Origin of the sequence: Pseudodesulfovibrio sp. lm2024 (assembly GCF_051175575.1) — a bacterium.
Taxonomy (GTDB): domain Bacteria; phylum Desulfobacterota; class Desulfovibrionia; order Desulfovibrionales; family Desulfovibrionaceae; genus Pseudodesulfovibrio; species Pseudodesulfovibrio caledoniensis.
Genome location: NZ_CP195092.1, coordinates 999779 through 1025656, shown reverse-complemented (window position 1 = coordinate 1025656; position 25878 = coordinate 999779). Strand labels below are relative to the sequence as shown.

General features: G+C 65.2%; 22 protein-coding genes. 17 read left to right on the top strand and 5 right to left on the bottom strand.

Annotated elements, in window-relative coordinates:
- The first annotated feature begins 82 nt into the window (after window positions 1-82).
- From ACR42D_RS04575 to ACR42D_RS04540, 8 genes are all read left to right on the top strand, one after another.
- Complete coding sequence (locus ACR42D_RS04575; RefSeq protein WP_484565685.1) at window positions 83-634, top strand: 4Fe-4S dicluster domain-containing protein; 552 nt, start codon at window positions 83-85, stop codon at window positions 632-634.
- The gene (locus tag ACR42D_RS04570) at window positions 631-1533 is read left to right on the top strand and encodes a CoB--CoM heterodisulfide reductase iron-sulfur subunit B family protein (protein WP_484565684.1); all 903 of its coding nucleotides are present in this window, start codon (window positions 631-633) and stop codon (window positions 1531-1533) included. The genes ACR42D_RS04575 and ACR42D_RS04570 overlap by 4 nt, the downstream gene beginning before the upstream one ends.
- Window positions 1533-3488, top strand: a complete 1956-nt coding sequence (locus ACR42D_RS04565; protein WP_484565683.1) for a 4Fe-4S binding protein — start codon at window positions 1533-1535, stop codon at window positions 3486-3488. The genes ACR42D_RS04570 and ACR42D_RS04565 overlap by 1 nt, the downstream gene beginning before the upstream one ends.
- Window positions 3479-3952, top strand: coding sequence for a hydrogenase iron-sulfur subunit (locus tag ACR42D_RS04560; RefSeq protein ID WP_484565682.1), 474 nt, complete (start codon window positions 3479-3481; stop codon window positions 3950-3952). The genes ACR42D_RS04565 and ACR42D_RS04560 overlap by 10 nt, the downstream gene beginning before the upstream one ends.
- A gap of 12 nt (window positions 3953-3964) precedes the next feature.
- Window positions 3965-4927, top strand: a complete 963-nt coding sequence (locus ACR42D_RS04555) for a 4Fe-4S dicluster domain-containing protein (RefSeq protein ID WP_484565681.1) — start codon at window positions 3965-3967, stop codon at window positions 4925-4927.
- Window positions 4927-5997 (top strand): 4Fe-4S dicluster domain-containing protein, encoded by a 1071-nt coding sequence (locus ACR42D_RS04550; RefSeq protein WP_484565680.1) that lies wholly within the window; start codon window positions 4927-4929, stop codon window positions 5995-5997. Before ACR42D_RS04555 ends, ACR42D_RS04550 begins: the two co-directional genes overlap by 1 nt.
- Entirely contained in the window at window positions 5990-6832 is an 843-nt protein-coding gene (locus ACR42D_RS04545) for an FAD/NAD(P)-binding protein (protein ID WP_484565679.1), read from the top strand. Before ACR42D_RS04550 ends, ACR42D_RS04545 begins: the two co-directional genes overlap by 8 nt.
- A 114-nt stretch (window positions 6833-6946) precedes the next feature.
- Window positions 6947-7765 (top strand): hypothetical protein, encoded by an 819-nt coding sequence (locus ACR42D_RS04540; RefSeq protein WP_484565678.1) that lies wholly within the window; start codon window positions 6947-6949, stop codon window positions 7763-7765.
- A gap of 5 nt (window positions 7766-7770) precedes the next feature.
- Here the strand turns inward: ACR42D_RS04540 and ACR42D_RS04535 are convergent, their stop codons facing one another.
- The gene (locus tag ACR42D_RS04535) at window positions 7771-7965 is read right to left on the bottom strand and encodes a hypothetical protein (RefSeq protein WP_071546271.1); all 195 of its coding nucleotides are present in this window, start codon (window positions 7963-7965) and stop codon (window positions 7771-7773) included.
- Between the two features lie 370 nt (window positions 7966-8335).
- Between ACR42D_RS04535 and ACR42D_RS04530 the strand changes: the two genes are divergently transcribed.
- The 9 genes from ACR42D_RS04530 to ACR42D_RS04490 all read left to right on the top strand — a co-directional run bounded on the left by ACR42D_RS04530 (window position 8336) and on the right by ACR42D_RS04490 (window position 18261).
- Window positions 8336-9355 carry a molybdopterin-binding protein gene (locus ACR42D_RS04530; protein WP_484565677.1) on the top strand — a complete coding sequence of 340 codons (1020 nt, stop codon included), beginning with the start codon at window positions 8336-8338 and terminating at the stop codon, window positions 9353-9355.
- 288 nt (window positions 9356-9643) lie between these two features.
- Entirely contained in the window at window positions 9644-10672 is a 1029-nt protein-coding gene (locus ACR42D_RS04525; RefSeq protein WP_484565676.1) for an alpha-hydroxy-acid oxidizing protein, read from the top strand.
- 270 nt (window positions 10673-10942) lie between these two features.
- Complete coding sequence (locus tag ACR42D_RS04520; protein ID WP_484565675.1) at window positions 10943-11242, top strand: UxaA family hydrolase; 300 nt, start codon at window positions 10943-10945, stop codon at window positions 11240-11242.
- Entirely contained in the window at window positions 11239-12438 is a 1200-nt protein-coding gene (locus tag ACR42D_RS04515) for a UxaA family hydrolase (protein WP_484565674.1), read from the top strand. Before ACR42D_RS04520 ends, ACR42D_RS04515 begins: the two co-directional genes overlap by 4 nt.
- Window positions 12439-12475: 37 nt before the next feature.
- On the top strand, window positions 12476-13429 hold the full coding sequence (locus ACR42D_RS04510) for a tripartite tricarboxylate transporter substrate binding protein (RefSeq protein ID WP_484565673.1): 954 nt from the start codon (window positions 12476-12478) through the stop codon (window positions 13427-13429).
- A 120-nt stretch (window positions 13430-13549) separates the two neighbouring features.
- Complete coding sequence (locus ACR42D_RS04505; protein ID WP_484565672.1) at window positions 13550-14011, top strand: tripartite tricarboxylate transporter TctB family protein; 462 nt, start codon at window positions 13550-13552, stop codon at window positions 14009-14011.
- A gap of 10 nt (window positions 14012-14021) precedes the next feature.
- Window positions 14022-15542, top strand: a complete 1521-nt coding sequence (locus tag ACR42D_RS04500; RefSeq protein WP_484565671.1) for a tripartite tricarboxylate transporter permease — start codon at window positions 14022-14024, stop codon at window positions 15540-15542.
- A 28-nt stretch (window positions 15543-15570) separates the two neighbouring features.
- Window positions 15571-16899, top strand: a complete 1329-nt coding sequence (locus ACR42D_RS04495; protein WP_484565670.1) for a nickel pincer cofactor-dependent isomerase, group 22 — start codon at window positions 15571-15573, stop codon at window positions 16897-16899.
- 78 nt (window positions 16900-16977) lie between these two features.
- Window positions 16978-18261, top strand: coding sequence for an MFS transporter (locus tag ACR42D_RS04490; RefSeq protein WP_484565669.1), 1284 nt, complete (start codon window positions 16978-16980; stop codon window positions 18259-18261).
- 88 nt (window positions 18262-18349) lie between these two features.
- Here ACR42D_RS04490 and ACR42D_RS04485 read toward each other — a convergent pair whose 3' ends face one another.
- The 4 genes from ACR42D_RS04485 to ACR42D_RS04470 form a co-directional block, all read right to left on the bottom strand.
- The gene (locus ACR42D_RS04485; RefSeq protein WP_484565668.1) at window positions 18350-20287 is read right to left on the bottom strand and encodes a sigma 54-interacting transcriptional regulator; all 1938 of its coding nucleotides are present in this window, start codon (window positions 20285-20287) and stop codon (window positions 18350-18352) included.
- Between the two features lie 62 nt (window positions 20288-20349).
- The gene (locus ACR42D_RS04480) at window positions 20350-23265 is read right to left on the bottom strand and encodes an ATP-binding protein (protein ID WP_484565667.1); all 2916 of its coding nucleotides are present in this window, start codon (window positions 23263-23265) and stop codon (window positions 20350-20352) included.
- A gap of 50 nt (window positions 23266-23315) precedes the next feature.
- Window positions 23316-23855, bottom strand: coding sequence for a chemotaxis protein CheW (locus ACR42D_RS04475; protein ID WP_484565666.1), 540 nt, complete (start codon window positions 23853-23855; stop codon window positions 23316-23318).
- 9 nt (window positions 23856-23864) lie between these two features.
- Window positions 23865-25754 (bottom strand): methyl-accepting chemotaxis protein, encoded by a 1890-nt coding sequence (locus ACR42D_RS04470; RefSeq protein ID WP_484565665.1) that lies wholly within the window; start codon window positions 25752-25754, stop codon window positions 23865-23867.
- Window positions 25755-25878: the final 124 nt, after the last annotated feature.

Below are 25878 nucleotides of genomic sequence, written 5' to 3'. Positions count from 1 at the left end.
GCCCCTGTTCGGAAGATCACCTTATATTCGGGCGGCCACCCACACGCCGCCCGTTTGCTAACAACACGGAGATAACAAACGCATGCCTTCCAGCTCGAAGACCTTTGATTCAGAGTTCATCGCCGAGGTGCAGAGGGAGAGCGAGCAGAACCTCGCCCTATGCTACCAATGCGGCAACTGCACTGCCGGATGCCCGGTTTCCTTCGCTTACGACTATCCGGTCAACCAGATCATGCGTCTGGTCCAGGCAGGCAGAAAGCAGGAAGCCCTGTCCTCCCACGCCATTTGGCTGTGCGCGTCCTGCGAGACCTGCACCACCCGTTGTCCCAACGACATCGACGTGGCGCGGATCATGGACGTCCTGCGCCACATGGCCCGGCGGGAGAACATCGTCAGCGAAAAGGCTGTCAGCGCCTTCTGGAAGGCCTTCCTGGAATCCGTGGAGAAGCACGGCCGCGTCTTCGAACTCGGCCTCATGGCCAACTACGTTGGCAAGACGGGCCGGGTGTTCACCGACGTGGACCTGGCCCCCATGGCCCTGCGCAAGGGCAAGCTGGGTCTGAAAGCCCACGACATCAAGAAGTTGTCCGAGATCCGTGGGATTTTCGACCGCTATCGGGAGCAAAAACAATGAGTCTGTGTTACGCCTATTATCCGGGATGCTCGGGGCTCGGCACCTCGCTCGAGTACGACACCTCCACCCGCGCCCTGTGCAAGAGCCTGGGCATCGAACTGGTGGAGATTCCCGACTGGAACTGCTGCGGCTCCACCCCGGCCCACGCCGTCGACCACCTGCTGTCCGCCTGCCTGGTGGGCCGGAATCTGGGCATCGCCGACGACATGGCCGAGGAGCGGGAACTGGACGGTATCCTCACGCCGTGCCCCAGCTGCCTGAAAAATCTCAAGACCACCCAACACCGGCTGGCCGATCCCGAATTCCACCGCAAGGTGGAATTGGTGGTTGGACGGACCCTGAAGGCCGACCTGCCGATCAGGTCCGTGCTCCAGATGCTGGTCGAGGATCTCGGCCTCCAGGCCCTGGCCCAGCTGGTCAAGAAACCGCTGTCGGGCCTCAAGGTGGTCCCCTACTACGGCTGCATCATGCTCCGCCCGCCGCAGATCATGCAGTTCGACGACCCGGAAAACCCCATGGCCCTGGACAACCTGCTGACCGAACTGGGTGCCGAGGTCCTGCCCTTCGCCCTGAAGACCGACTGTTGCGGCGCGTCCCTGGGCACCACCCGCAAGGACGTGATCGCCAGACTTTCCGGGCGCATCCTGGACGCTGCCGAGGAGGCCGGCGCGGACGCCATCGTCACCGCCTGTCCCCTGTGCCAGCTGAACCTGGACATGCGCCAGTCACAGATCAACAAAGCCAACAATAGCGGGCACAACATGCCCGTCTTCTATTATACGCAACTTGCCGGCCTTGCCGCCGGGCAGGATGAAACGAGCACCATGCTGGACAAGCTCTGCGTCAGTCCGCGCACCCTGCTCGCCTCCCTGGCCGGGCACACCGGAGAGGGGGCCTAATGAATATCGGAGTCTTTGTCTGCCACTGCGGCAGCAACATCGCCGGAACCGTCGACACCGAGGCCGTCGCCAAGACGGCCCTGCACTACCGTGAAGTGGTCTTCGCCACCGACACCATGTACGCCTGCTCCGAACCGGGCCAGGCGGGCATCGTGGACGCCATCAAGGAATACGACCTGGACGGCGTGGTCGTGGCGTCCTGCACCCCGCGCATGCACGAGGCGACCTTCCGGCGCACCCTGGAAAGGGCGGGCCTGAACAAATACATGTTCGAGATGGCCAACATCCGGGAGCACGTCTCCTGGGTCGGCAAGGACAAGGAGGCCAACACCCGCAAGGCCGAGGAACTGGTCCACATGGCCGTCGAGAAGCTGCGCCGCAACGACTACCTCGAGGCCGGCGAGTTCGACATCAACAAGCGGGTCATGGTCATCGGCGGCGGCGTGGCCGGAATCCAGGCCGCCCTGGACTGCGCCGACGGCGGGCTCGAAGTGATCATGGTCGAGCGCGAGCCGAGCATCGGCGGCAAGATGTCCAAACTCGACAAAACCTTCCCCACCGTGGACTGTTCGAGCTGCATCCTCGGCCCCAAGATGGTCGACGTGGCCCAGCACCCGAACATCACCCTGTACACCCTGTCCGAGGTGGAATCGGTCAAGGGGTTCGTGGGCAACTTCGACGTCACCGTGCGCCGCAAGGCCGCCTACGTAGATTGGGACGCCTGCACCGGGTGCGGCGAATGCACCACCAAGTGTCCGAGCAAAAAGACCCCGGACCGCTTCAACGAGTTCATCGGCACGACCACGGCCATCAACATCCCGTTCCCCCAGGCCATCCCCAAGAAGGCCAGCATCAACCCCGAGGCCTGCATCAAGCTGACCAAGGACAAGTGCGGCGCCTGCGCCAAGATCTGCCCCACCGAAGCCATCCGCTTCGATCAGCAGGACGAACTGGTCACCGAGCAGGTGGGCGCGATCATCGCGGCCACGGGCTACGACCTCTTCGACTTCACCAAGTACGGCGAATACGGCGGCGGCCGGTACCCGGACGTGATCACGTCCATGCAGTACGAACGGCTGCTCTCCGCCTCCGGCCCCACCGAGGGGCACATAAAGCGGCCCTCGGACGGGACCGAGCCCAAGGACATCGTCTTCATCCAGTGCGTCGGTTCGCGCGACAAGTCCGTCGGCCGCCCCTACTGTTCCGGCTTCTGCTGCATGTACACGGCCAAGCAGACCATCCTGACCAAGGACCACATGCCCGACTCCCAGTCCTACGTCTTCTACATGGACATCCGCTCGCCCGGTAAGAACTACGACGAGTTCACCCGGCGGGCCATGGAGGAGTACGGGGCCCGGTACATCCGGGGCAGGGTCTCGGCCATCCAGCCCAAGGGCGGCCGCTACCTGGTCAAGGGCGCGGACACCCTGCTCGGGGAGCAGGTGGAGATCGAGGCCGACCTGATCGTTCTCGCCGTGGGGGCCGAGGCCGCCAAGGGCGCGGGCGAGCTGGCCGAGAAGCTGCGCATCTCCTACGATCCCTACGGATTCTTCCTGGAGGGCCACCCCAAACTCAAGCCCGTCGAGACCAACACCGCGGGCATCTACCTGGCGGGCTCCTGCCAGGGCCCCAAGGACATCCCGTCCTCGGTGGCCCAGGGCGACGCGGCCGCGGCCAAGGTCCTGGCCCTGTTCTCCAAGGACAAGCTGGCCAGCGATCCCCAGGTCTCCAACGTCAAGCTGGTGCGCTGCATCGGCTGCGGCAAGTGCGAATCGGTCTGCCCCTTCGGGGCCATCGAGATGATCGATTTCCGCGGCATGCCCAAGGCATCCGTCGTCGAGACCGTGTGCCAGGGCTGCGGCGTGTGCACGGCCGCCTGCCCGCAGGGGGCCATCCAACTGCGGCACTTCACCGACAACCAGATACTCGCCGAGGTGAACACCTTATGTCTGTAAACGAAGGAAAGGAACTGCGGATCATCGGCTTCCTTTGCAACTGGTGCTCCTATGCGGGCGCCGACACCGCGGGCGTGGGCCGGTTCGCCCAACCCACGGACCTGCGCATCGTCAGGCTGCCCTGCACGGGCCGCATCAACCCGCTGTTCGTTGTCCGCGCGTTCATGAACGGCGCCGACGGGGTGCTCGTCTCCGGCTGCCATCCGCGTGACTGCCACTACTCCGAGGGCAACTTCTACGCCCGCAGGCGGCTCGAGGTCCTCAAGGCCCTGCTGCCCGTCATCGGCGTCGATCCCGGCCGCTTCGAATACACCTGGGTCTCGGCCTCCGAGGGCCAGCGTTGGCGGTCGGTTGTCACCAGCTTCACCGAGCAGGTGCACGCGCTGGGCCCCATGCCCGGCTTCAAGTCCGGCACCAGCCTGGACATGTGCCTGCGCCACATGGACCGGAACCAGGTCCTTTAAAGGAGTCCCGCAATGGCATCATCCATAGATGATTTGAAATCCGCGATAAAGAAGGCCCTGCCCGACCTCGATATGGTCATCGCCTGGGCGGCCGGCCCCGACCCGCTGAGCCACACGCCGCTGTTCATCACCGACGAGGTGGACGTCGAGCGCATTGAATGGGACCCCCGCTGTTCCCAGAACCTCGCGGGCTACCTGCCCGGCCTTCGCGGCAAGAAGGTCGGCATCGTGGTCAAGGGGTGCGACGCCCGGTCCCTGGTCGAGCTGCTTCAGGAAAAGCTCATCGACCGCGAGGACGTGACTATCTTCGGCCTGCACTGCACGGGCGCGGTGGACGCCAGGGCCGTGCGCAAGGCGCTCGGCTCGGCGCGCGGCCTGGAGTCCGTGTCCGTCGAGGGCCCCACCGCCCGCTTCAGCGTGTCCGGCGAGCCCAGGACCATGTCCCTGGCCGAGGCCCTGCAGAAGAAGTGCTTCACCTGCACCGGGGCCGACGCCGAGGTCTGCGACCACTTCATCGGCGAGCACGGCAATCCGCCCGAGGTGACCGAGGTCCCGGCCACCACCCTGGAGGCGCTGGAGTCCATGAACATGGAGGAGCGCCTGCACTTCTGGGAGGACCAGATGAGCCGCTGCATCCGCTGCTACGCCTGCCGGTCCGCCTGTCCCCTGTGCGTATGCCAGGACCACTGCGCGGCCCAGAGCCGGGATCCCCACTGGGTGGACCAGACCGACCACCCCCGGGAAAAGCTCATGTTCCAGGCGATCCACGCCCTGCACACGGCCGGGCGCTGCACCGAATGCGGCGAATGCGAGCGGGCCTGTCCCATGGGACTGCCCATCATGACCATGAAGCAGGCCCTCAACCGCAGCATCCAGGACCTGTTCGACTACCGGGCCGGATGCGATCCGGACCAGGCCCCGCCGCTCTTCGAGTTCCGTGAAGAGGAGAAAAACATCAAGGAGAGGGATTGGTAATGCCCACCGCACGATATATCGCCGACGACAAGCTCATGCCCTGGCTCCTGTCCCTGACCGAAACCCGGCAGGTCCTGGCCCCGGTGCAAAAGGGGGGACAGACCCTCTTCGCGCCGCTTGACGCGGACAGCCAGCTGGATCTGGAGGGGCTGGCCGACGCATCCGCCAAGGCGGCCCTGCTGCCGCGTTGCGAGACCCTGTTCGAGTTCCACTACTCCAAGAGCGAGGGCGTGCCGTCCAAGACCGAGCTCGAGGTCCGCGAGACTCTGCCCGACCAGGACGCCTTCCTGTTCGGCGTCCGGCCCTGCGACGCCAAGGGGTTCACCGTGTTCGACCGCGTCTACGACGGCGGCACCCGGAGGGACATCTACTACTGTACCCGCCGGGACAAGACCATCGTGGCCTCGCTGGCCTGCACCACTCCGGCCGACACCTGCTTCTGCAACCGCGTGGGCGGCGGCCCCGGCGACACGGACGGCTCGGACATCCTGTTCACGCCCGTTGACGGCGGCTACGTCATCGAGCCCGTGACCGAGCGGGGCGAGGCGTTTCTGGCCGAACAGCCCCTGGTGGAGGCCGAGGACCGCAAGGAAGAGGCCCGCGTGGTCCGCGAGGAAGCGGCCAAGGCCATGCCCGACGAAGGTTCTCTCTGCGGCGCCGAAGGCCAGGTGCTCCAGCTCTTCGACGACCAGGAGTTCTGGGGCGATGTGGCGGCCAAGTGCCTCAGCTGCGGCGCGTGCAGCTACCTCTGCCCCACCTGCTACTGCTTCAACATGACCGACGAGATCAAGGGCGACGACGGTATCCGGGTGCGAACCTGGGATAACTGCATGTCCTTCCAGTTCACCCTGGAGGGCAGCGGCCACAACCCGCGCAACGGGAAGGCCCAGCGCATGCGCAACCGGATCGGCCACAAGTTCAGCTACTACCCCGAACTGCACGACGGCAACCTCGCCTGTGTGGGATGCGGGCGGTGCATCGTGCATTGCCCCGTATCCATGGACGTCCGGGCCATCGTCGCCCAAGCGCGGGACCGCGCCTTGGCCAAACAGGAGCAAGCCAATGACTAGCACCGACGCGACCAATCTGTACCTCCCCGAGATGGGCACGATCCAGGAAGTGATTGAGGAGACGCCGAACATCAAGACGTTCCGCATCACCCTCAACAACCCCGACGCCATGCGGAACTTCCGGTTTGAGCCGGGACAGGTGGGCCAACTGTCCGTCTTCGGCGTGGGTGAATCCACCTTTGTCATCAACTCGTCCCCCACCCGCATGGACTACCTGCAGTTCAGCGTCATGCGCGTGGGCGAGCTGACCGAGAGGCTGCACAAGCTGCGCCCGGGCGACCAGGTCGGCGTGCGCGCTCCCCTGGGCAACTGCTTTCCCTACAAGGAAATGAAGGGCAAGGACATCGTCTTTGTCGGCGGCGGCATCGGCATGGCCCCCCTGCGGACCCTGCTCATGTACATGCTCGACAACCGCGACGACTACGGCAAGATCACTCTTCTCTACGGTGCGCGCAGCCCCTTTGACATGGCCTTCAGCTACGAGCTGCCCGACTGGCTCGCGCGCGAGGACATGACCACCGAACTGACCGTGGACAACGGCACCCCGGACTGGAAGCACAAGGTGGGGCTGATCCCCAACGTGCTCAAGGAGATGGCGCCCTCGGCCGAGAACGCCTTTGCCGTGACCTGCGGACCGCCGATCATGATCAAGTTCACCATCGAGGCCCTGCACACACTGGGCTTCAAGGACGAGCAGATCATCACGACCCTGGAGAAGAGAATGAAGTGCGGAGTGGGCATCTGCGGACGGTGCAACATAGGCACCAAGTACGTCTGCAAGGACGGTCCGGTCTTCACCAACGCGCAGCTCAAGCAGCTGCCCAACGAAATGTAGACACCTCATCACCTTAGCCTCCGTGGTCCGGGGCTGCGCAAGCGGTCCCGGACCACACCCCGGGCGGGGCGGCCCTCCGGGGCCCCCCTGACAAACGACAGAGGAGAAGCAAGGATGTACGACGACGACATGCCGGTGGAAGGATGGATGGGACAGGGCTGGGCGCCGGGCTCCGGCAGCTGCGGAGCCGAACCCCTGACGCAGAAGGAATGCGCGTTTTTAAGCCTGCCGCCGGAACTTTTTTTCGCTTCGGAACTCTTTCAGGGACAGTACGTGCGGCGCAGGGTCCGCGTGCGCGACTATCCCATCCAGTCGACCTGCGCCCACCGCACCCTCCACTACACCGGCGTGCGTCTCGATCAGTTCGACCAGGACGTATTTCTGGCCTGCGCGGCCAGGTTCCCACGGCAGAAGTCCTCGTCTCCCTGCACCCGAAAAATGGACCTCAGGGGTCTGGCAAGGGAAGTGCTCAAAAGGGCGGGGGCCGCGGACAGACGCCGTGTGGCCGAATCGCTGCGCAGGCTGGAATCGGGCCGCATCAAGATCCGCGACGGGCGGTTCACCTGCTATCTGCAGCCCATTCAGAAGGCCCTGTTCGACGACAAGGCCGGATTTTGTCTGATTGAATTGAACCCGGAGATACTCATCTCGCTGCAACGCCTGGACAACCTGCAGGGGTTCGTCCGGGAGCGTTTCCAGCTTCCCAAGGTCTCCATGGACCGCTGGCTGCACGGGGTCATGCACTACAGCGATCGGATCTGCATCCCCTTCTCGGGTCTCCCCGCCCTGTCCGGCAATGCCCAGGCAGTCCAGGTCCAGGTCGAGGAATCCGTGAACCGCCTGCGCACGTCGGTGAGCCAGTATCGCCTGAGCGTTGGAGAAGGAGGACTGGAGATCAGCAGGCAGGCTCGGGCGGGCGGGGAGAGACGATGAAGGGTCTAGTTGATGGCGCCGTCCCGGTAGTTGTACATGAGCCGGTCCGCCTGCGGGGCGTGCTCGTAGTCGGCCCACTTGTAGTCGGTCTGGCTCATCAGCCACTGGATGACTTCGCCCTGGCTCGAAGGAGTGCCCGGGTACTCCACAACCTTTGAGATGTTCTCGCCGAACACGTTGATTTCGATGGCTATCTTCATAATCACTCCGATTGTTTTCACGCTTCCGGCCCAGGCGGCGCTCCGACACGAAGCCTGCGGCTCGGCGCATTGACTGTTGAGTGGGTCCGGCGGCAGGCGGCTTCCTTTACCTAAAAAACACGCCGCCTGTCGTTGGCCCACCGACACCGGTAAACCGGTGCCCTCAAGTCCGGCGTAACGCAGGTCCCAAATCGCGTCAAACCCCCAAAATACGTTGTTTTTCAGCGAAGGAAAATAAAAAGGCATTTATACCAAGAAGTTACGAAAGACTATTTCTTGTCGTGAAAAATGCAAAAAAATAAAATTTATTTTTATATTACATTTTTGAGGCATGGTCAATGCCCTTGATACCGTAGAAGGAGTCTCGGACATGAAAATGATTCCGGTTGAGAACGCCGTGGGCATGGTGCTCTGTCACGACATGACGTGCATTGTCCCCGACGACTACAAGGGACCGGCCTTCCGCAAGGGCCACGTGGTCACCGAAAACGACATCCCCGAGCTGCTGCGGATCGGCAAGGAACACATCCACGTCCTGGACATACCCCCGGGCAAGATTCACGAGGACGAAGCCGCCGTGCGCATCGCCAGGGCCGCCGCCGGCCCCGGGCTGACCCTGAGCGCCGTGTCCGAGGGGAGGGTGAACCTGAAGGCCGCCCCGGGCCTGCTCGACGTCAACGTCGAGGCGCTCTACGAGATCAACGCCATCGAAGAGGTCGTGCTGGCGACCATGCACAGCGGCACGGCCTTCACCGCTCAGCGCGACGTGGCCGGAACCCGCGTGGTGCCGCTCGTCGTGGACGAGGCCAGGATCGAACTCGTGGAATCCATCTGCGAGGCCAACTATCCGGTCATCCAGGTCCGCCCCCTGCAGCCCCTTTCCGTGGGCATCGTGACCACCGGCGGCAACTCCGGCGACCGCGCCAAGGACGCATTCGGCCCGGCGCTGGCGAAAAAGCTCGCCCTCCTGGGCTCCAAGCCCCTTGAACCGAAACTGGTCGGCGAAGACGTCCAGGCCACCCGCGACGCGATCCTGAAGCTGGTCATGGACGGCGCGGACATGGTCATGGTCACGGGCGGCATGTCCGTGGCTCCCGAGGACCAGACCCCGGCCGCCATCCGGGCCACCGGAGCCGACATGATCACCTACGGTTCGCCCACCTTCCCCGAGGCCATGTTCCTGCTGGCCTATCTCGGCAATATCCCCATCCTCGGCCTGCCCGGCAGCGGCGCGCACTGTCGCGCCTCGATCTTCGACCTGGTGGTTCCCCGGCTGCTGGCCGGCGAACGGCTCACCCGCTCCGACATCATCTCCATGGGGCATGGCGGCTTCTGCGCCGGATGCGAAACCTGCCGCTACCCGCTCTGCTCCTTCGGCAAGCACGACTGACTCCGACCGGCCGACGGGCGGGCCCAGCCGGGGAACGGCGGCTCCATTGTCGCCTCCCGCTTCGCGGCCCGGGGCGATCGCGTTGCGCCCATAACGCCTCTTTCGCCGATGGATTCCCCCTCCGGGTTATTGACCCGGCTCCGAATAGTATCCTACGCTTCTGCGCACATTAACGATTCTACCCGCCCCATTGTCGAGCCCCCGCCATCACGCCGATTTACCGCCTCTTAAGACGTATTTCAGCCAGACGACGCAGCCCGGAACAGGCACATCCCCACAGGAGCACCAATGAAAGATATCCGCGACAACGCCCGCCAAAAAATGAAAAAATTCTGCCGTGTCTGCAAAATCTGCGACGGGCGCGCCTGTGCCGGAGAGATTCCCGGCATGGGCGGGCTCGGCACCGGGGCATCCTTCAGGAACAACGTCGCCGCCCTGGCCGACTTGCACCTGAACATGCACCTCGTCCACGGGATCACCGAGCCGAAGACGGCCCTCACCCTACTAGGGCTGCCCCTGGACCTGCCGGTCCTGGCCGCGCCCATCGGCGGGATGGCCGTGAACATGGATTTCGGGGTCAGCGAGGAGGACTACAACCTGACCGTGGTGGAAGGCTCCCTCGACGCGGGCACGCTGGCCTGCACGGGCGACGGCGTTCCGCCGGTCATCCACGAGTCCGGACTAGCCGCCCTGACCCGGTTTGCCGGGCGCGGCATCCCGTTCATCAAACCCTGGGAAGGGGCCGAGCTGGACGAGAAGCTCGAAAAGGCCCGGGACACCGGGTGCCGGGTCCTCGGCATGGACCTGGACGCGGCCGGGCTGGTGACCCTGCTCCGCCGGGGCCACTCCGTGGCCCCGCGCACCCCAGAGCAACTCGCCGACATCTTCGCCAAGGTCCACGCCTGGGGCATCAAGTTCATTCTCAAGGGGCTGATGTCGCCCCTGGACGCCACCCTGGCCGTGGAGGCCGGGGCCGACGCGGTGGTCGTGTCCAACCACGGCGGCCGCGCCCTGGACCACACGCCGGGCACCGCCGCCGTGCTGCCCGAGATCGCCGAGGCCGTGGCCGGGCGCGTCCCGGTCCTGGCGGACGGCGGAGTGCGCGACGGCGGCGACGTGCTCAAGATGCTCGCCCTGGGCGCGGACTGCGTGCTCATCGGCCGCCCCGTGGTCGTGGCCGCCGTGGGCGGCGGCAAGGACGGGATCGCCCGCTACTTCGCGCAACTGAGCGACCAGCTGCGCCAGGCCATGATCATGACTGGCGTTGCCGACGTCCGCAACGTGCCCCGGTCCGTTCTCCACGGCCTGAACGCCTAAATGGCCCTCCGGGCCGCTCACGATCCGCCCCCTGCCGCCCTGGCGCGGCAGGGGGGCGATTTCACCCCCTTTTCACTTTGCAAGCACAACCATTTCATTTTGCATTTCAAATTGAAATGGTTGCAACCCTCCATCGCCTCCGCCCGGGCCGCTTTCCATCTCGCTCTATCGACTAATACTCATCGAAATCAATGTGTTATTTCCATTAGTATCTACTTGGCAAGGCTCTTGCTATTAGGGAAGTCAATACTGACATCTCGGAGGATGCTAATGAAAGCTCTTATTGTCATGAGTTCAACAGACAACGTCGGAAACGCCATCGAGGACATCGTTGGCGGCGACGAGGTCTCCTACACCGTGGACGGCGAACAACACGTGGTCACCGCCCAGGATGAGATCCCATTCGGTTTCAAGGCCGCCGTGCACGACATCCCCGCGGGCGGCGATATCATCAAGTACAAAGAGGTGATCGGACGCGCCGCCGTGGACATCAAGGCCGGCGAGTGCGTGCACATCCACAACGTCGAAGGAAAGCGGGGACGCGGCGATATTCCGGGAGGGCAGGCATGAAGTTTCTCGGTTATGTCAGGCCGGACGGTTCAACCGGCATCCGCAACCACACGCTGATCATGGCCAACGGCCGCGGCGCCGCCACCCTGGCCGCCATGGTGTCCAAGCTCGTCAGCGGCACCCAGCTGTTCATCCAGCCCAACGAAAACGGCCGCGACGGCGACGACCGTAAGACCATCGCCCGGACCATGATCGGTCTGGCAAAGAACGCCAACGTGGGCGCGGTGCTCATCGTCGGCAACAAGCCGGACGCCGGGTATCCCGAATTCTCCCACGACAACTTCGTGGGCGAGATCGCCAAGTGCGGCAAGCCCATGGACACCGTGTTCATGAAGGACTGCGGCGGCTTCCAGGAGGCCCTGGGCCTGGCCGTGCGCAAGGCGCGCGGGCTGGTGCAGAAGGCCAGCGAGACCCCGCGCAGCGAAGTGAACTTCGGCCAGCTGAACATGGCCGTCAAGTGCGGCTACTCCGACGCCACCTCGGGCATGTCCGGCAACCCGGTCGTCGGCCACCTGTTCGACGCCCTGGTGGATGACGGCGGCCGGTGCATGTTCGCCGAGACCACCGAGGTCATCGGCGCCGAGCACATCGTGGCCAAGCGGTTCCCGGACGAGAAGGAACGGATCAAGTTCCTCCAGGCCGTGGAGCGCGTCGAGGAGGAGGCCCGGTCCACGGGCGAGGATATCCGGACCATCAACCCCATCCCGGCCAACATTCAGGCGGGTCTGACCACCCTGGAGGAGAAATCCCTGGGCGCCATCGTCAAGTCCGGCACCCGGCCCATCCAGGGTTGCGTCAAGTACGGCGAGGTCCCCGAGGGGCGCGGCCTGTACTACATGGACTCGTGGATGTCCTCCACCGCCCTCTTCCTCGGCTTCGCCGCGGCGGGCTCGGTGCTGAACATCTTCCAGGTGGGCGGCGGCTGGTTCCCGGACGACGCCATGATGCCCACGGTCAACACCGGCCTGATCACGCCGACCCTGTACATGACCGGCAACCCCCGCACCTGGGAAAAGGCCTGGCGTGAAATGGACTTCAACTCCGGGACCGTGATTTCCGAAAAAGAACCGATCGCGGATGCGGGCGAGCGCCTTGTGAACGAGGTCCTGGCCTTTGCATCGGGTCGTCTGACTAAGGGTGAAACGCTCGATATTCGAGACAACATTGAGGTTTATCTCCGGGGCCCCGGCCTCTAGGGATGCAACACACGCTCAACAACTTAGGAGGTTTGTAATGCGTAAGTTAGTAATGATGTGCGTCATGGCGCTGCTGGTGGCGGCGGTCGCCCCGGCCTATGCGGAATACCCTGAGAAAGCGGTCCAGGTCGTCGTGCCCTGGAAGCCGGGCGGAGGCAGCGACATCTCCGCCAGGATCATCACCGACCAGATGAAGGACCTGCTGCCCGAGCCCCTGATCGTGTCCAACATCGACGGCGCGGCCGGACTCAACGGCGCCCTGCAGGTGTCCAAGTCCCGTCCCGACGGCTACACCGTGCTCTGGGAGCATCCGGGCAACCTGACCGTGGCCCCCATGGTCACCAAGGCCAAGTTCCGCTGGACCGACTTCGAGCCCGTGGGCATCGCGGCCAAGGGCAGCACCGCCCTGATCGTGCGCGGCGACAGCCCGTTCAAGACCGCCCAGGAAGCCATCGAGGCCATCAAGGCCAACCCCGGCAAGTACCGCTGGGCCCTGGCGCTGAACGCCGTGTCCCACTTCACCTTCCTGAACATCAGCCACGCCACCGGCGGCCTCAAGGCCATGTTCATCCCGGCCAACGGCGACAAGGGCCGCATCGTCTCCCTGCTGGGCAACAACAGCGACATCACCACCGTGGGCTTCGCCTCGGTCCAGCCGTACCTCAAGTCCGGCGACCTGCGCGTCCTGGCCATGGTCAACACCGAGCGCTCGCCCTTCGCCCCGGACATCCCGACCCTGAAGGAAACGGGCATCGATGCCTCCTACGACTTCCTGTACTCCATCTTCGCGCCCAAGGGCACGCCCAAGGAGAACATCGAAATCCTGAGCGAGGCCTTCAAGAAGGCTCTGGAAAAGCCGGAGACCATGGCCGCCCTCAAGGGCCAGTGCCTGGTGCCCTTCTTCAAGACCCCGGAAGAGACCCGCGCCCTGTGGCAGAGCGAGTCCGACCTGTACACCGATCTGGCCAAGGAAAACGGTCTGATCAAGTAGCTCTCCATCTCCTCCGTTCGTCGGAGGGCGGCTCCAGGCCGCCCTCCGCAGGAGGATCATGGAGCGCAGCCGGCCTGCGCGGCCGGCCAACATCTTGCCGACAGTCAGAGGAGTGGACTTATGCGAGTTAAAACCGGCGATCTGATCATGGCCATGGCCCTGCTGGGCCTGAGCATCGCCCTGTATATCCAAATCGGCAACATCGACACGACCATGGTCTATGCGATGGGACCGGTCTTCTTCCCCAAGATCCTGGTCTACACGCTGGGGGGCCTGTCCCTTCTGCTGATGTTCCAGAGCGTGGATTTCACCGGAAGGAAGAACTGGTGCAAATCCGCCCGCGCGGTGGATCTCAACACCGTCCTGCTGCGCTGGCTGCTGACGGGACTGGTGCTGCTGTATCTCCTGTTGCTGCCCATCCTGGGCTACGTGTTCGCGACCATGCCCTTCCTGTTCCTGGCCATGTGTCTGCTCGGCCCGCTGAAGCCCAAGAAGCTGCTGGTCTACGGAATTACTTCCGTGGCCGTCACCCTCGGGCTGCAGTACATCTTTGCCACGCTTCTCAAGCTCTTCCTGCCCTAAGGTGCTCATCATGTTCGACTACACGCACATGCTCGCGGCAGTCACGCCGTTCAATATTTTGCTTATGTTCCTGGGCGTCTTCGGCGGCCTGATCGTCGGGTCCATGCCCGGACTGACCAGCACCATGGCCGTCGCCCTGCTCGTCCCCATCACCTTCGGCATGGACGTCAACCAGGGGCTGGTCATGCTGGTGGCCGTCTACATCGGCTCCATCTCCGGCGGCCTGGTCTCCGCCGCCCTGCTCAACATCCCGGGCACGCCCTCGTCCGTGGCCACCACCTTCGACGCCTACCCAATGGTCAAGAAGGGCGAGGCGGGCAAGGCGCTGGGTTACGCGGTCTTCGCCTCGTTCCTCGGCGGCCTGCTCTCCTTCTTCGCCCTGGCCATCATCGCCCCGCTGCTCGGCAAGTTCGCCCTGCGCTTCGGGCCGTATGAATACTTCGCCCTGGTGGTCTTCACCCTGAGCTGCATCATATCCATCTCGGACAAGTCCCTGACCAAGGGGCTGATCTCCGCCACGGTGGGCATGATCATGGCCATGGTGGGCCTGAGCGAAACCGACAGCGTGTCCAGGCTGACGTTCGGCATCACCGATCTCCAGTCGGGCTTCTCGGTCATGCCGGTCCTCATCGGCATGTACGCCATCTCCCAGATCCTCAAGGACGTCGAGGAGATCAAGAATCCCTTCAAGCTGATCAACGTCAACTTCACGGCCAGAGAATTCATCCGCGTGGCCGGGCTGTTCCGTCACTCGGTCAAGAACGTGGTCCGCTCCTCCCTGATCGGCATCGGCGTCGGCATCCTGCCCGGCATCGGACCCGGCCTGTCCAACATCGTGGCCTACTCCCAGGCCAAGGCCGCGTCCGACGATCCCGACAGCTTCGGCACCGGCAACCCCGACGGCATCATCGCCTCGGAGTCGGCCAACAACGCGGCCACCGGCGGGGCCATGATCCCGCTGCTGACCCTGGGCATCCCCGGCGACGCGACGACCATGATGATGCTCGGCGCGTTCATGATCCACGGCGTCCAGCCCGGCCCGCTGCTCATGCGCGACCACAGCGACCTCGTGCTGATCATCCTGGGGGCCTACTTCGTCAGCAACATCTTCATGATGCTCTTGCAGGTCTACTTCATCCGGGTGCTCATCCGGGCCCTGACCATCCCCCGCTTCGTGCTCTACCCGGTCATCCTGGCCCTGTGCGTCATCGGCAGCTACGCCCTGAACAGCAGCATGTCCGACGTCTGGGTCTTCTTCGCCACCGGCGTGCTCGGCTACATCTTCACCAAGCAGGGCTTCCCGCTGCTGCCTCTGGTGCTGGGGCTGATCCTGGGCGGCATGGCCGAAAACCACCTGCGCGTCAGCCTCGTGATGGGCAACGGCAGCATGATCGGCTACCTGCACCGCCCCATCGCCCTGTGCTTCTTCGCGGCGGCGGCCCTGTCCGTGGCCTACTCCTTCTACTCCAAATACAAGGCCAAGAAGCGGCTCCAATGCGTGCCCGTGGAAGAGCCTGTGACCGTGGAATAACACAACACCAACAAAGCGACCCGGCATCATGGCACTGCAATACCCGACACCAGAGTTCCCCGTACTGGACATCCCCGGCCTGGGCGACCAGCCCCTGCCGAACTACTACGGGGTCCGCATACAGCAGCCGGAACTCCCGGCCCTGACCGACATTGAAACCTCCATAGACTGCGCCATGGACCGCAACCCCGGCGACGTCACCCCCCTGAGCGCCCTGAAACAGGGCGCCAGGGTGGCCGTGGCCGTGGGCAGCCGGGGCATCGCCGAGCTGCCCACCGTGGTCCGCCGCGTCCTGGACCGGCTCAAGGACATGGGGCTCTGCCCGTTCATCATCCCCTCCATGGGCAGCCACGGCGGCGGCGTGGCCGAGGGCCAGGTCCAGGTCCTGAACAAGCTCGGCATCACCGAGGAGGCCATGGGCGCGCCCATCGTCTCGAGCATGGAGACGGTCAACCTGGGCGAGGTCGAGCCCCGCGTTCAGGCCCACATCGACCGCAACGCCTTCGAGGCGGACGGCATCGTGGTCATCGCCCGGGTCAAGGCCCACACCAACTTCGAAGCCGAGGTGGAGAGCGGGCTGTGCAAGATGGTCTCCGTGGGCCTGGGCAAGGCCATGGGCGCACGCAACGTGCACGTCTACGGCCGCCGCGGCCTGGTGGACCTCATGCCCCGCATCGCCGAGAAATCCCTGAGCAGGGCTCCCTTTGTCCTGGGCGTGGCCCTGGTGGAGAACAGCCACCACCAGCTGGCCTCCGTCACCGCGGTGCAGCCCGAGGACTTCGTCAAGGCGGACAAGGAACTGCTCACCCTGTACAAGGCCCATGCCCCGGCCATCCCCTTCGCCCAGCTGGACAACCTGGTGGTCGAACGTCTGGGCAAGGATATCTCCGGCACGGGCATGGACATCAAGATCATCGGCCGCGAGGGGTTTCGCGGCGACCCCATGCGCCCGCCGTACATCAACTCCATCGTGGCCCTGCGCGTGACCAAGGCCTCGGCGGGCAACGGCATCGGCGTGGGCAACGCGGACTTCATCCCGCTTGAGACCGCGCAAAACCTGGACCTGATGTCCATGTACTTCAACGCCCTGACCTCGGCCTGCATGACCCGGGTCAAGCTGCCGCCGGTCCTGCCCACGGAAAAGCTCTGCATCCAGGCGGGCATGCGCGTCTGCTGGCAGCCCGAGATCGACCAGGTGCGCGGCTGCGTCATCGGCTCGACTTCGGACCTGGACACCATGCTGGTGACCAAGCCCCTGCTGGACGAGCTCACGGCCGAGGGCAGGCTGATCGAGATCTGGCGGGACGCCGCGCCCCTCGCCTTCGATGCCGAGGGCAGGCTGGTCAGCGCCCTGTAACCCCGCACCGCCCATACATTCCTTCCACCATCCCCGGCACGCCCCGTGCCGGGGAAAAAGGATATCCCTATGCCACGAATGAATCGTAACAACACAGCATTATTGATTTTCGCCCTTCTCTGCCTGGCCTATCTGTTTGTCCCGTTCCACCGGGTCAGCCCGGCGATCATGGCCGTCGACATCATGGCCGACATGCATCTGGACGCGCCGACCATGGGCATCCTGGCCTCGGCCTTCTTCTTTTCCTACGGCGCCATGCAGCTGCCCAGCGGGCTCATGGCCGACTCCCTGGGCCCGCGCCTGACACTGCCCCTGTTCTTCGGGCTGGCCGGGATCGGGGCCATCATCTTCGGCGTGTCCGACTCGGTCGCCGGACTGATGATAGCCCGCGTGTGCATGGGATTCGGCGTGTCCGTGGTCTTCATCTGCGGCATCAAGCTGTTCAGCCGCTGGTTCCCGCCCGACGCGTTCGCGCGCATGAGCGGCATCTACCTGGGCATGGGCGGCCTGGGGCTGATCCTCGGGTCCGGCCCCATGGCCTCGCTCTGCTCCGCCCTGGGCTGGCGCAACGGGCTGATCCTGAGCGGCGTGGTCGGCGTGGCCGTGGCCGTGGCCCTGTGGTTCTTCGTGCGCGACACCCCGGAGCAGGCCGGTTTCGAATCCCCCTTCCCGACCCACGGCAAGGAGTCGGGCGGACAGACCCCGGCCGAGCTGTGGCAATCCGTGCGCGAGATCTGCTCCAGCCGTTCCTTCTGGTTCATCGCCACCTGGTTCTTCTGCCAGTTCGCCATCCACATGAGCTTCGGCGGCCTGTGGGGCGGCCCGTTCCTCATGGACACCCACCACATGACCAAGGCGCAGGCGGGCGGCGTGCTGAACATGATGGGCATCGGCATGCTGGCCGGCGGCCCGCTCACGGGCTGGCTGTCCGACTCCGTGTTCCGGGCGCGCAAACCCGTCATGCTGCTCAACGCCGTGGGCACGGTGGCCCTGTTCGTCGTCCTCGGCATGCACGGCGACAAGCTCCCGGACTGGGCCATGTACGTCTGGTTCTTCCTGCTGGCCGCCTTCGGCATGGGCTCCCTGTCCGTGGGCTTCGCCTCCATCCGCGACATCTTCGGCGACAAGGCCACCGGGACCGGCAGCGGGCTGCTCAATACCCTGCCCTCCTTCGGCGTCTCGGTCTTCCAGCCCCTGACCGGCTGGATTCTCGAGGCCTACGGCAAGACCCCGGACGGCGGGTTCACCATGGACGGCTACGCCATGTCCTGCGCCCTGTATGCCGTGGTGGCCTGCCTGGGCGTCTGCGGCGCCCTGCTGGTCCGGGAACCCATGGCCGCGCCGGTGCCGGATCGCGCCTGATCCCGGACAACGGAATCACCCCGCAAAAAACGGGAAGCCCGCGACCATTGGCGGGCTTCCCGTTCGTTTTTTATCCGTCCCGGAGTCGTTACTGGCTGTAAGCCCGCAACCGCCGCCACAAGGTGGTGGAGCTGATGCCCAGCCGCCGCGCGGTCTCGGCCCGGTTGCCGTCGCACTCCTCCAGGGTGCGGAGGATCAGGCGAATCTCCTCGTCGCGCAGGGACGCGCGGCCGCGCGAACCGGTCGAACCCGGCGCGGAAGGGGCGGCCAGGCTCCCCTCGAGCGACTCGGACCGCCCGGCCTCCTCGGGTCCGCAGGACGGCTGGCTGGTCTCGAGATTGTTCAGGATGTCCTCCTCGTCCGCCTCCCTGCCCCAGCATTCGACCATGATCCGCTCCAGGATGGATTTCATCTCCCGGACGTTGCCCGGATAGGAGTACCGGCGCAGGGCGTCCAGGCCTGCCTCGGTCAGCTCGGGCGGCGGCCCGCCCAACCGGTAGCCGATCTCCCGGCTGTAGTAGCGGATCAGCGCGTCGAGGCAGGAGCCGCGCTCGCGCAGGGACGGCAGGGTCAGGCGCAGGACGTTGATGCGGAAATAGAGGTCCCGGCGGAACTGTCCGGTGGCGGCCATGCGGGCCAGGTTGCGGTTGGTCGCGCAGATGACCCGCACGTCCAGGGGGATCAGCCGCTCGCTGCCCAGCCGCATGACCTGGCGCTCCTCGAGCACCCGGAGCAGCTTGACCTGCATGGTCAGGGGCATCTCGCCGATCTCGTCCAGAAATACCGTGCCCTGGTTGGCCATTTCGAAGAGACCCTTCTTGCCCCCCTTGGAAGCCCCGGTGAACGCCCCCTCCTCGTAGCCGAACAGCTCGCTCTCGATGAGGTTTTCGGGCAGGGCCGAGCAGTTCACGGCCACGAACGGCCCCTTGCTGCGGCGGCTGCCGTTGTGCAGGCTCTGGGCGATGAGCTCCTTGCCGGTGCCGCATTCGCCCATGATCAGGACCGTGGAGTCGGCGATGGCGTACTGCCGCGCCCGGGCGATGAGGTCGCGCATGGCCCGGCCGTCGTGGACGATGTCCTCGAAGTGGTGCTGGGCCACCAGCCCCCGTTCCGAGAGGAACCGCTGGTGGTGATCCTGCTGATGGGCGGGCTCGAGCAGCATGACCGCGCCGAAGTTCATGCCTCCCCGGGCCACCGGGTGAATCCGGCAGAGGTAGTCCCCGCCGCCTTCGCGGGCGCGGATGACGCCGTTCCAGGGCTCGCCCTGGCGAACCGCGTCGAGCATCTCGCCGTTCTTGAGCTGGCGGGTATCTCCAGCGCAGTGGAACAGCTCGGCCTCCACGGCCGGGTCCAGGTTGACCAGCTGGTTGGCCTGCAGCAGCTGCCCCTTCCCGTCGAGCACGAGCACGCCCTCGCGGGTGGAGTCGATGAACACCTGCTGGCGCAGCTGCCACTCGTTTTCCCGGCGGGAGGTCTCCACCAGCCGGGCGGCCTCGTCCAGGGTGGTCAGCAGCACCGGGCGCTGGGTGCGCAGGGGAAACCCCTTGAGCCCGCGCTTCTCGGCCAGGGACACGGAGTACGGGTTGCCCATGGCGGTGGTGAATCCCTGACGGCAGACCTCGTCCACGACCTCGGGGATCTCCTGGGTGGAGTGCAGCTGGAAGAAGGTCAGCTCCACCGACAGGATCGGCGCGGCCACCCTGGCGGCCTTGACGATCTCGCCGAACCCGATGACCGCGATGCGGTCGCTGTAGGCCCGGGCCTGGTCGATGAGCGGGATGACGTCGTGCACGGTGATCGGAATGTCGACCACCGGCACGGTGATGGCCGAGCGGATCTGCAGGGTGGTCTCGCCCCGGCTGACCAGGACCTTGGCGCCCCGGCTGACCAGGTCGCGGGCCTCGATGATGGCGTCGTCGAAAAGCCCGGTGCGCAGGTCGAAATCGAGCACGGACTCGTCCCGAATCTGCTGGAACATCTCCATAAGGTAGTTGTCGGTCGCGATCACGCCGATGTCACAGGCCATATTCTCTCCGGGGAGGGGTTGCGCGCTGGAGGACAATTGCATCTTCCGGTTCGAGAGTAGCGTTACGCGCCCCGCCTGTCCAGACGGACGCCCCTATCGGCCAGCTCGGGAATGGAGACCCTGAACACGGTCCCGACCGATTCGTTGGACACGAACTCGGCCTTGCCCCCCAGGTAGTTTTCCGTCAGCAGCTTGATGGAATAGGTGCCCACCCCGCGTCCCGTGCCCTTGGTGGAATAGAACCGTTTGAATACCTGAAGCTGCGTCCTCTCCTCCATGACCGCGTCGTTCTGCACCTCGAAGATCACCCGGCCGTTGACGACGAAGCAGCCCGCGTTGACCGTGCCGCCCGTGTCCGTGGCCTCCAGCCCGTTCTTGAGCATGTTGATCAGGACCCGGCGCAGCAGGGAGCGGTCCGCCCAGACCGCGCGGTCCTCCGAGGCCGGCGAAATCCGGATGTTCCGCCCTTCGGCCAGGGGTTGGGTGCGCATCTCCCGGGCCACGTCGCCGAGGAGCTTCCCGGACATGACCCGCGACTCGTTGGACGGGTAGTCCCCCCTCTCCGCCATCATCAGGTCCCGATGGCTCATGATCTCATCGACCAGCCCGTTCAGGGCCATGTAGAGCAGGCCGCTGACCTCGCACAACTCCTCGTCCCCTTCGCCCTGCAACTGCTCCACCAGGCTCCGCGCCCCTCCGGCGGTGTTGATGATGTCGTGGAAGAACGTCCATTCCAGCAACTCGCGCTTCTTCAGGTCGCTGATGTCCTGGATGGTGACCACGGCGAACCGGGATTCGCCGACGGTAAACGGCGCAGCGTGGACGCGGAGATCCATTGCCTGGCACCCGCCCTCCGCGGACCGGATGATCCGGGTGTCGTGGGTGGACGGGCCGTCGCTCTCCATGCATCCGAGCACGGCCCTGGTCAGGCCGCACTCCCGGCAAAACCGGGATGTCCCGCACCCTCCGGGCTCCAGCCCGGAATAGGCGCACTGCATGGCCTCTCCCGGACGGTGTCCCAGGAAGTCCTCCACGCTCGACAGCCCGAGCATGTCCAGGCTGGCCTGATTGGCGAACACGAGCTGGCGATGGTTGTTCAAAACGAGCAGGGGCAGGGGGAAAAAGCTGAAGTACACCGAGCAGGAGTTCTGGGAAATCTCGAGGAAATCGCATTCGACCTCGTCGCGCGGGCTTCTGTAGGCAGGGGCGAACCGCGTGTCCAGCTCCACCCCGGCCTGCGGCTCGGGCCGCCACGCGGCCTCTCCCGGCGGGCGGTCGCCCGACGCCGCCACGGGCCGTCCGTCCGCCTCAAGGCCATCGCCGCCGTCCCCGTCGAAGGCCTCCCGCATGGCCGCCAACAGCGCGCTCTTGCCCACGGGCTTGGACACAAAACCGTTTATGCCGGACTGGAACAACCGCTCGTGATCGCCCGGCGGGGCGTAGGCGGTCATGGCCACCACCGGGATGGCCGCGTTGCCCTGTCCGGCCTCTCCCCTGCGGATGGCCGCCGTGGCCTCGATGCCGCCCATGCCGGGCATCTGCACGTCCATCAGGACCACGTCGAAGTCCCGCTCCGAAAGCATGCGCAGGGCCTCCGTGCCATTTTCGGCCGTGTGCACGGTGAACCCGGCGCTCTCCAGCATGACGCGCACCGAATAGCTGTCCACGTAATCGTCCTCGGCCACCAGCACGCGCAAACCGGCATCCAGGGCGCGGGTCTTCCCGCTTTCGCCGCCCTTGCCGGGCGCGCCCTTCTTCAACGGGGTCAGCGGCAGGCTGACGGCCACGGTCGTGCCCGCGTCCTCTTCGGATTCCATGGCGATGTTGCCGCCCATGAGCTCCACCAGCCGACGGCAGATGGCCAGTCCCAGCCCGGCGCCCTCGAACAGCCGGGAATACCCGGTGGAGCCCTGGGTGAAGGAGGCGAAGAGCGACGGGATCATCCGGTCGGGCACGCCAATCCCGGTGTCGGAAATCATGAACAGGACCCGGAACCGCTCGTGGTCTTCGGGCAGTTGCCTGAAGGCCTCGATGCGCACCTCTCCCGAGCGGGTGAATTTCAGGGCGTTGCCCACCAGGTTGTTCAGCACCTGCTGGATGCGCAGCCGGTCGCCCAGCAGGATGTCCGGGATGGCCTCGTCCACCCAGGTGGACAGGCGCATGCCGTTCTGCCGCGCGGTCAGGTCAAAGAGGGACCGGACGTCCGCCACCAGCCCCTTGAGGGAAAAGGGCGTCGGCGCCAGCGGCATCTTGCTGGCCTCGGCCCGGGAAAGATCCAGGATGTCGGTGAGCAGGTTGGCGAGCCGGTCGCACGACTGCGCGGCGGTGTCGGCCAACTCCCGTTGTTCCGGATTCAGGCCCGAATCCTGGAGCAGCTGCATCGAGCCCAGAATGCCGTTCAACGGCGTGCGGATCTCGTGGCTCATGTTGGTCATGAACTCGGACTTGGCCTTGTCGGCGGCAAGGGCCACCTCCCGACTCTCCAGCAGGCGTTCCTCGCGGCACTTCTTGTCGGTGATGTCGAAACCGACGACAAGGAAGCGCTGGACGGTGTCGTTGCCGTCGAACTTGCCCCTGAGGCTCCACTCGATCCAGTGGGTGTTGCCGCCGAACTCGACCCGCGAGGTCAGCGCGGCCAGGGGCGCGTCGCGGGTGAGGGTGGGCAAGAGGCCGCAGATAGCCTCCAGATGGCGGGCGCAGAAGCTCGGTTCGGGCTGGCCGCCGTTGCGGCACACGGCCGAAAAGCCGAAGAAATCCGAGGCGGCCGCATTGACGTAGGAGATCGCGCCGTCGGGCAGCATCTCCAGAATCAGGACGGGCAGTTCCTCGACCAACCGGCGGTACCGGTCGTCCGTGCCGGCGGGCGCGCCACAGCCACCCTCCCCGCCCGCTTCATCACCCGGCGGTTCGGCCCGGGCCGGGAGGGGAATCCGCCCCTCATCGGCACACAATGAACGCTCCAGCTTGTTCCCGCACATCGCTCGACCTCCTGTCCTGCGCTTTTGGGAATACGACCGGCGATACGCCGTTATCCGAAGGCCATTGTCCCCCCGATGCTCCTTTCTTCCCCTGAAAGACGAGGCGGCCCGCCGCCCGCCGCCTCGCTCATCCACCGCCCTTCGTCGGCAAGGATCTCGTCCACGTCGACAATGATGACGAACTTGTTTCCGTCGCGGCCCATTCCCCTGATCCAGGCGTCCCGGACCGCGGGTCCCATCCTGGGCGCGGCTTCGATGTCCGCCTCGTTGATCTCGGATACCGCCCTGACCGAATCGACCAGGGCGCCCATGACGTTCTCACCGGCCGTGGAGGCCACCTCCAGGATAATGATGCAGGTGTCGACGGTCGGCTCGGCCGGGCGCATGCCGAGTTTCCGGCGCATGTCCACCACCGGGACGGCGCGCCCCCTGAGGTTGATGACACCCTTCATGTGCGCGGGCGTACGCGGGATATCTGTCATCCCCGTCGATTCCAGCACCTCGCGGACCTTGAAGATCTCCACCGCGAAGACCTCGCCGCCCAGCGCGAAGGTGAGGAATTGGCCGGGGGATACGGCGTTTGTCTCCATGCCCGCCCCCTAAAACCGCTCGAAATCGACGCCCGAGTCCTTGCCCTCGGCCGGAGGCAGGGCGGAAGACGCCTTGCCGACCACCGAGACCCGGTTTCGCGTCCCTTCGGGCAGGCCTTGGGCCACAGTGAAGAAGGACATGGTCAGCTGGAGCTGTTGTCCCTGGCCGGACAGCTCCTCGCTCGTGGAGGCCATCTCCTCGGACGCCGAGGCGTTGCGCTGGATGACCGAGTCCAGTTGGCTGATGGCCTGGTTGATCTGCTTGGCTCCGGCGTTCTGCTCGTTGCTGGCGGCCGCGATCTCCTGGACCAGGGACGCGGTCTTCTCGATGTCCGGAACCAGGGCCTGGAGCATCTGTCCGGCGTCCTCGGCCACGGCCACGCTGGTCGAGGACAGCTCGCTGATCTCCGAGGCGGCGGAACCCGATCGCTCGGCCAGCTTCCTGACCTCGGCGGCCACCACGGCGAAGCCCTTGCCGTGTTCGCCCGCCCGGGCGGCCTCGATGGCCGCGTTCAGGGCCAGCAGGTTGGTCTGCCGGGCGATCTCCTCGATGATGGATATCTTTTCGGCGATGCTCTTCATGGCGCTCACGGTCTGGGAGACCGCCTCGCCGCCCTTGCGGGCGTCGGCCGCCGCCTTGGTGGCCAGGACGTCCGTATCCTTCGCGTTCTGCGCGTTCTGGCTGATGTTGGCGGCCATCTCCTCCATGGACGCGGAGACCTCCTCGATGGACGCGGCCTGCTCGGTGGCCCCTTGGGAAAGGGACTCGGCCGATGCGGACAGCTCCTCGCTGCCAGCGGCCACGTTCTCGGTGGCCTCCTGGACGTCGGAGACCACGCCGGTCAGCCTGTCCTTCATGTCCCGCAGGGCCTCGGCCAGAATGCCGATCTCGTCGGACTGGTGGACATCGACCGTCTGGGTCAGGTCGCCCTGGGCCAGCTTCCGGGCAAAGGCCACGCCCAACATGACCGGCCCGGTGATGGCCTTGGTCAGGATCACGGCCAGAACGATGCCCAGAAGCAGGGACGCGGCCAAGCCGACGATCATCACCCAGGACGCGGTTTCCAGGTCCTCCACGTCCTTGTCGGCCCGGGACTTGGACGCCTGGGAGGCGGCCAGAGCCGTGTGCTTGGCGGACTCGATGATCTTGTTCCCGAGGGCTTCGCTTTCCTGTGTCAGTTTCTCGAGGGCCATGAAGTTCTCGAGGTATGCCTCCATGGCCGCGCCATAGGCCTTGGCGGCCTTGCGGATGTTCTCGATCTGCTCGAGGTTGTCCTGGCGGCGGGTGATCGAGGCCAGCTCGGTCAACATGGAGTCGATCCGCTGCATGTTTTCCAGGCCATCGTGCATGACCTCGGGGTTCCTGTCCGCCTGGGCCAGGATATTCTTGAGGCGCGTCTCATAGCCCAGGGCGATGACGGCGTTGATCATGTGGACCTTGTCGAGCCGCTCAAGCAGCGCATCGGCCTCGGCCTCGGAAAAGATCTCCTGTTTCATGGACTCTTCGGTCAGCGCCTGGAAGGCCTGGCAGTTCGCCATGTACTCCCTGGCCGGTCCGTTCATGGCCTCGCGGCTCGCGGTCAGGGCCTGGACCAGCCCGTGGGCCTTGGCGGCCAGCGCCGTGTAGGCTTCCACGTCGACCCTTGCCTTTTCGGTGTTGGTCTTGAGCTTGACCAGGTAGGGGTACAGCCCATAGTGACCCTCGGCGTCCTTCAACGCCTTGTGCACGCCGTCCAGATGCCCGGAAGCCTGGTCCCATAACCCTTCCTCGCGGCTGAAGGAATACCCGCGCATGGCGTACATGGTCAGAAGCGACGCGCGTTCGATGTCCGTCGCAATGCCGACCTCCGGCACATAGGCGTTGGCGAGACGGGTGGACCCTTCGCTCGCAGTATGCATATTGTAAACGGCCAGTCCGCCTAGCAAGGTCGCGATAAGAATCAGACAACCGAACCCCAATCCCAACTTCAGGCCCAGCTTCAAGTTCTTCAACATAGCAGTGTCCCCCCGAACAGTTATTGGT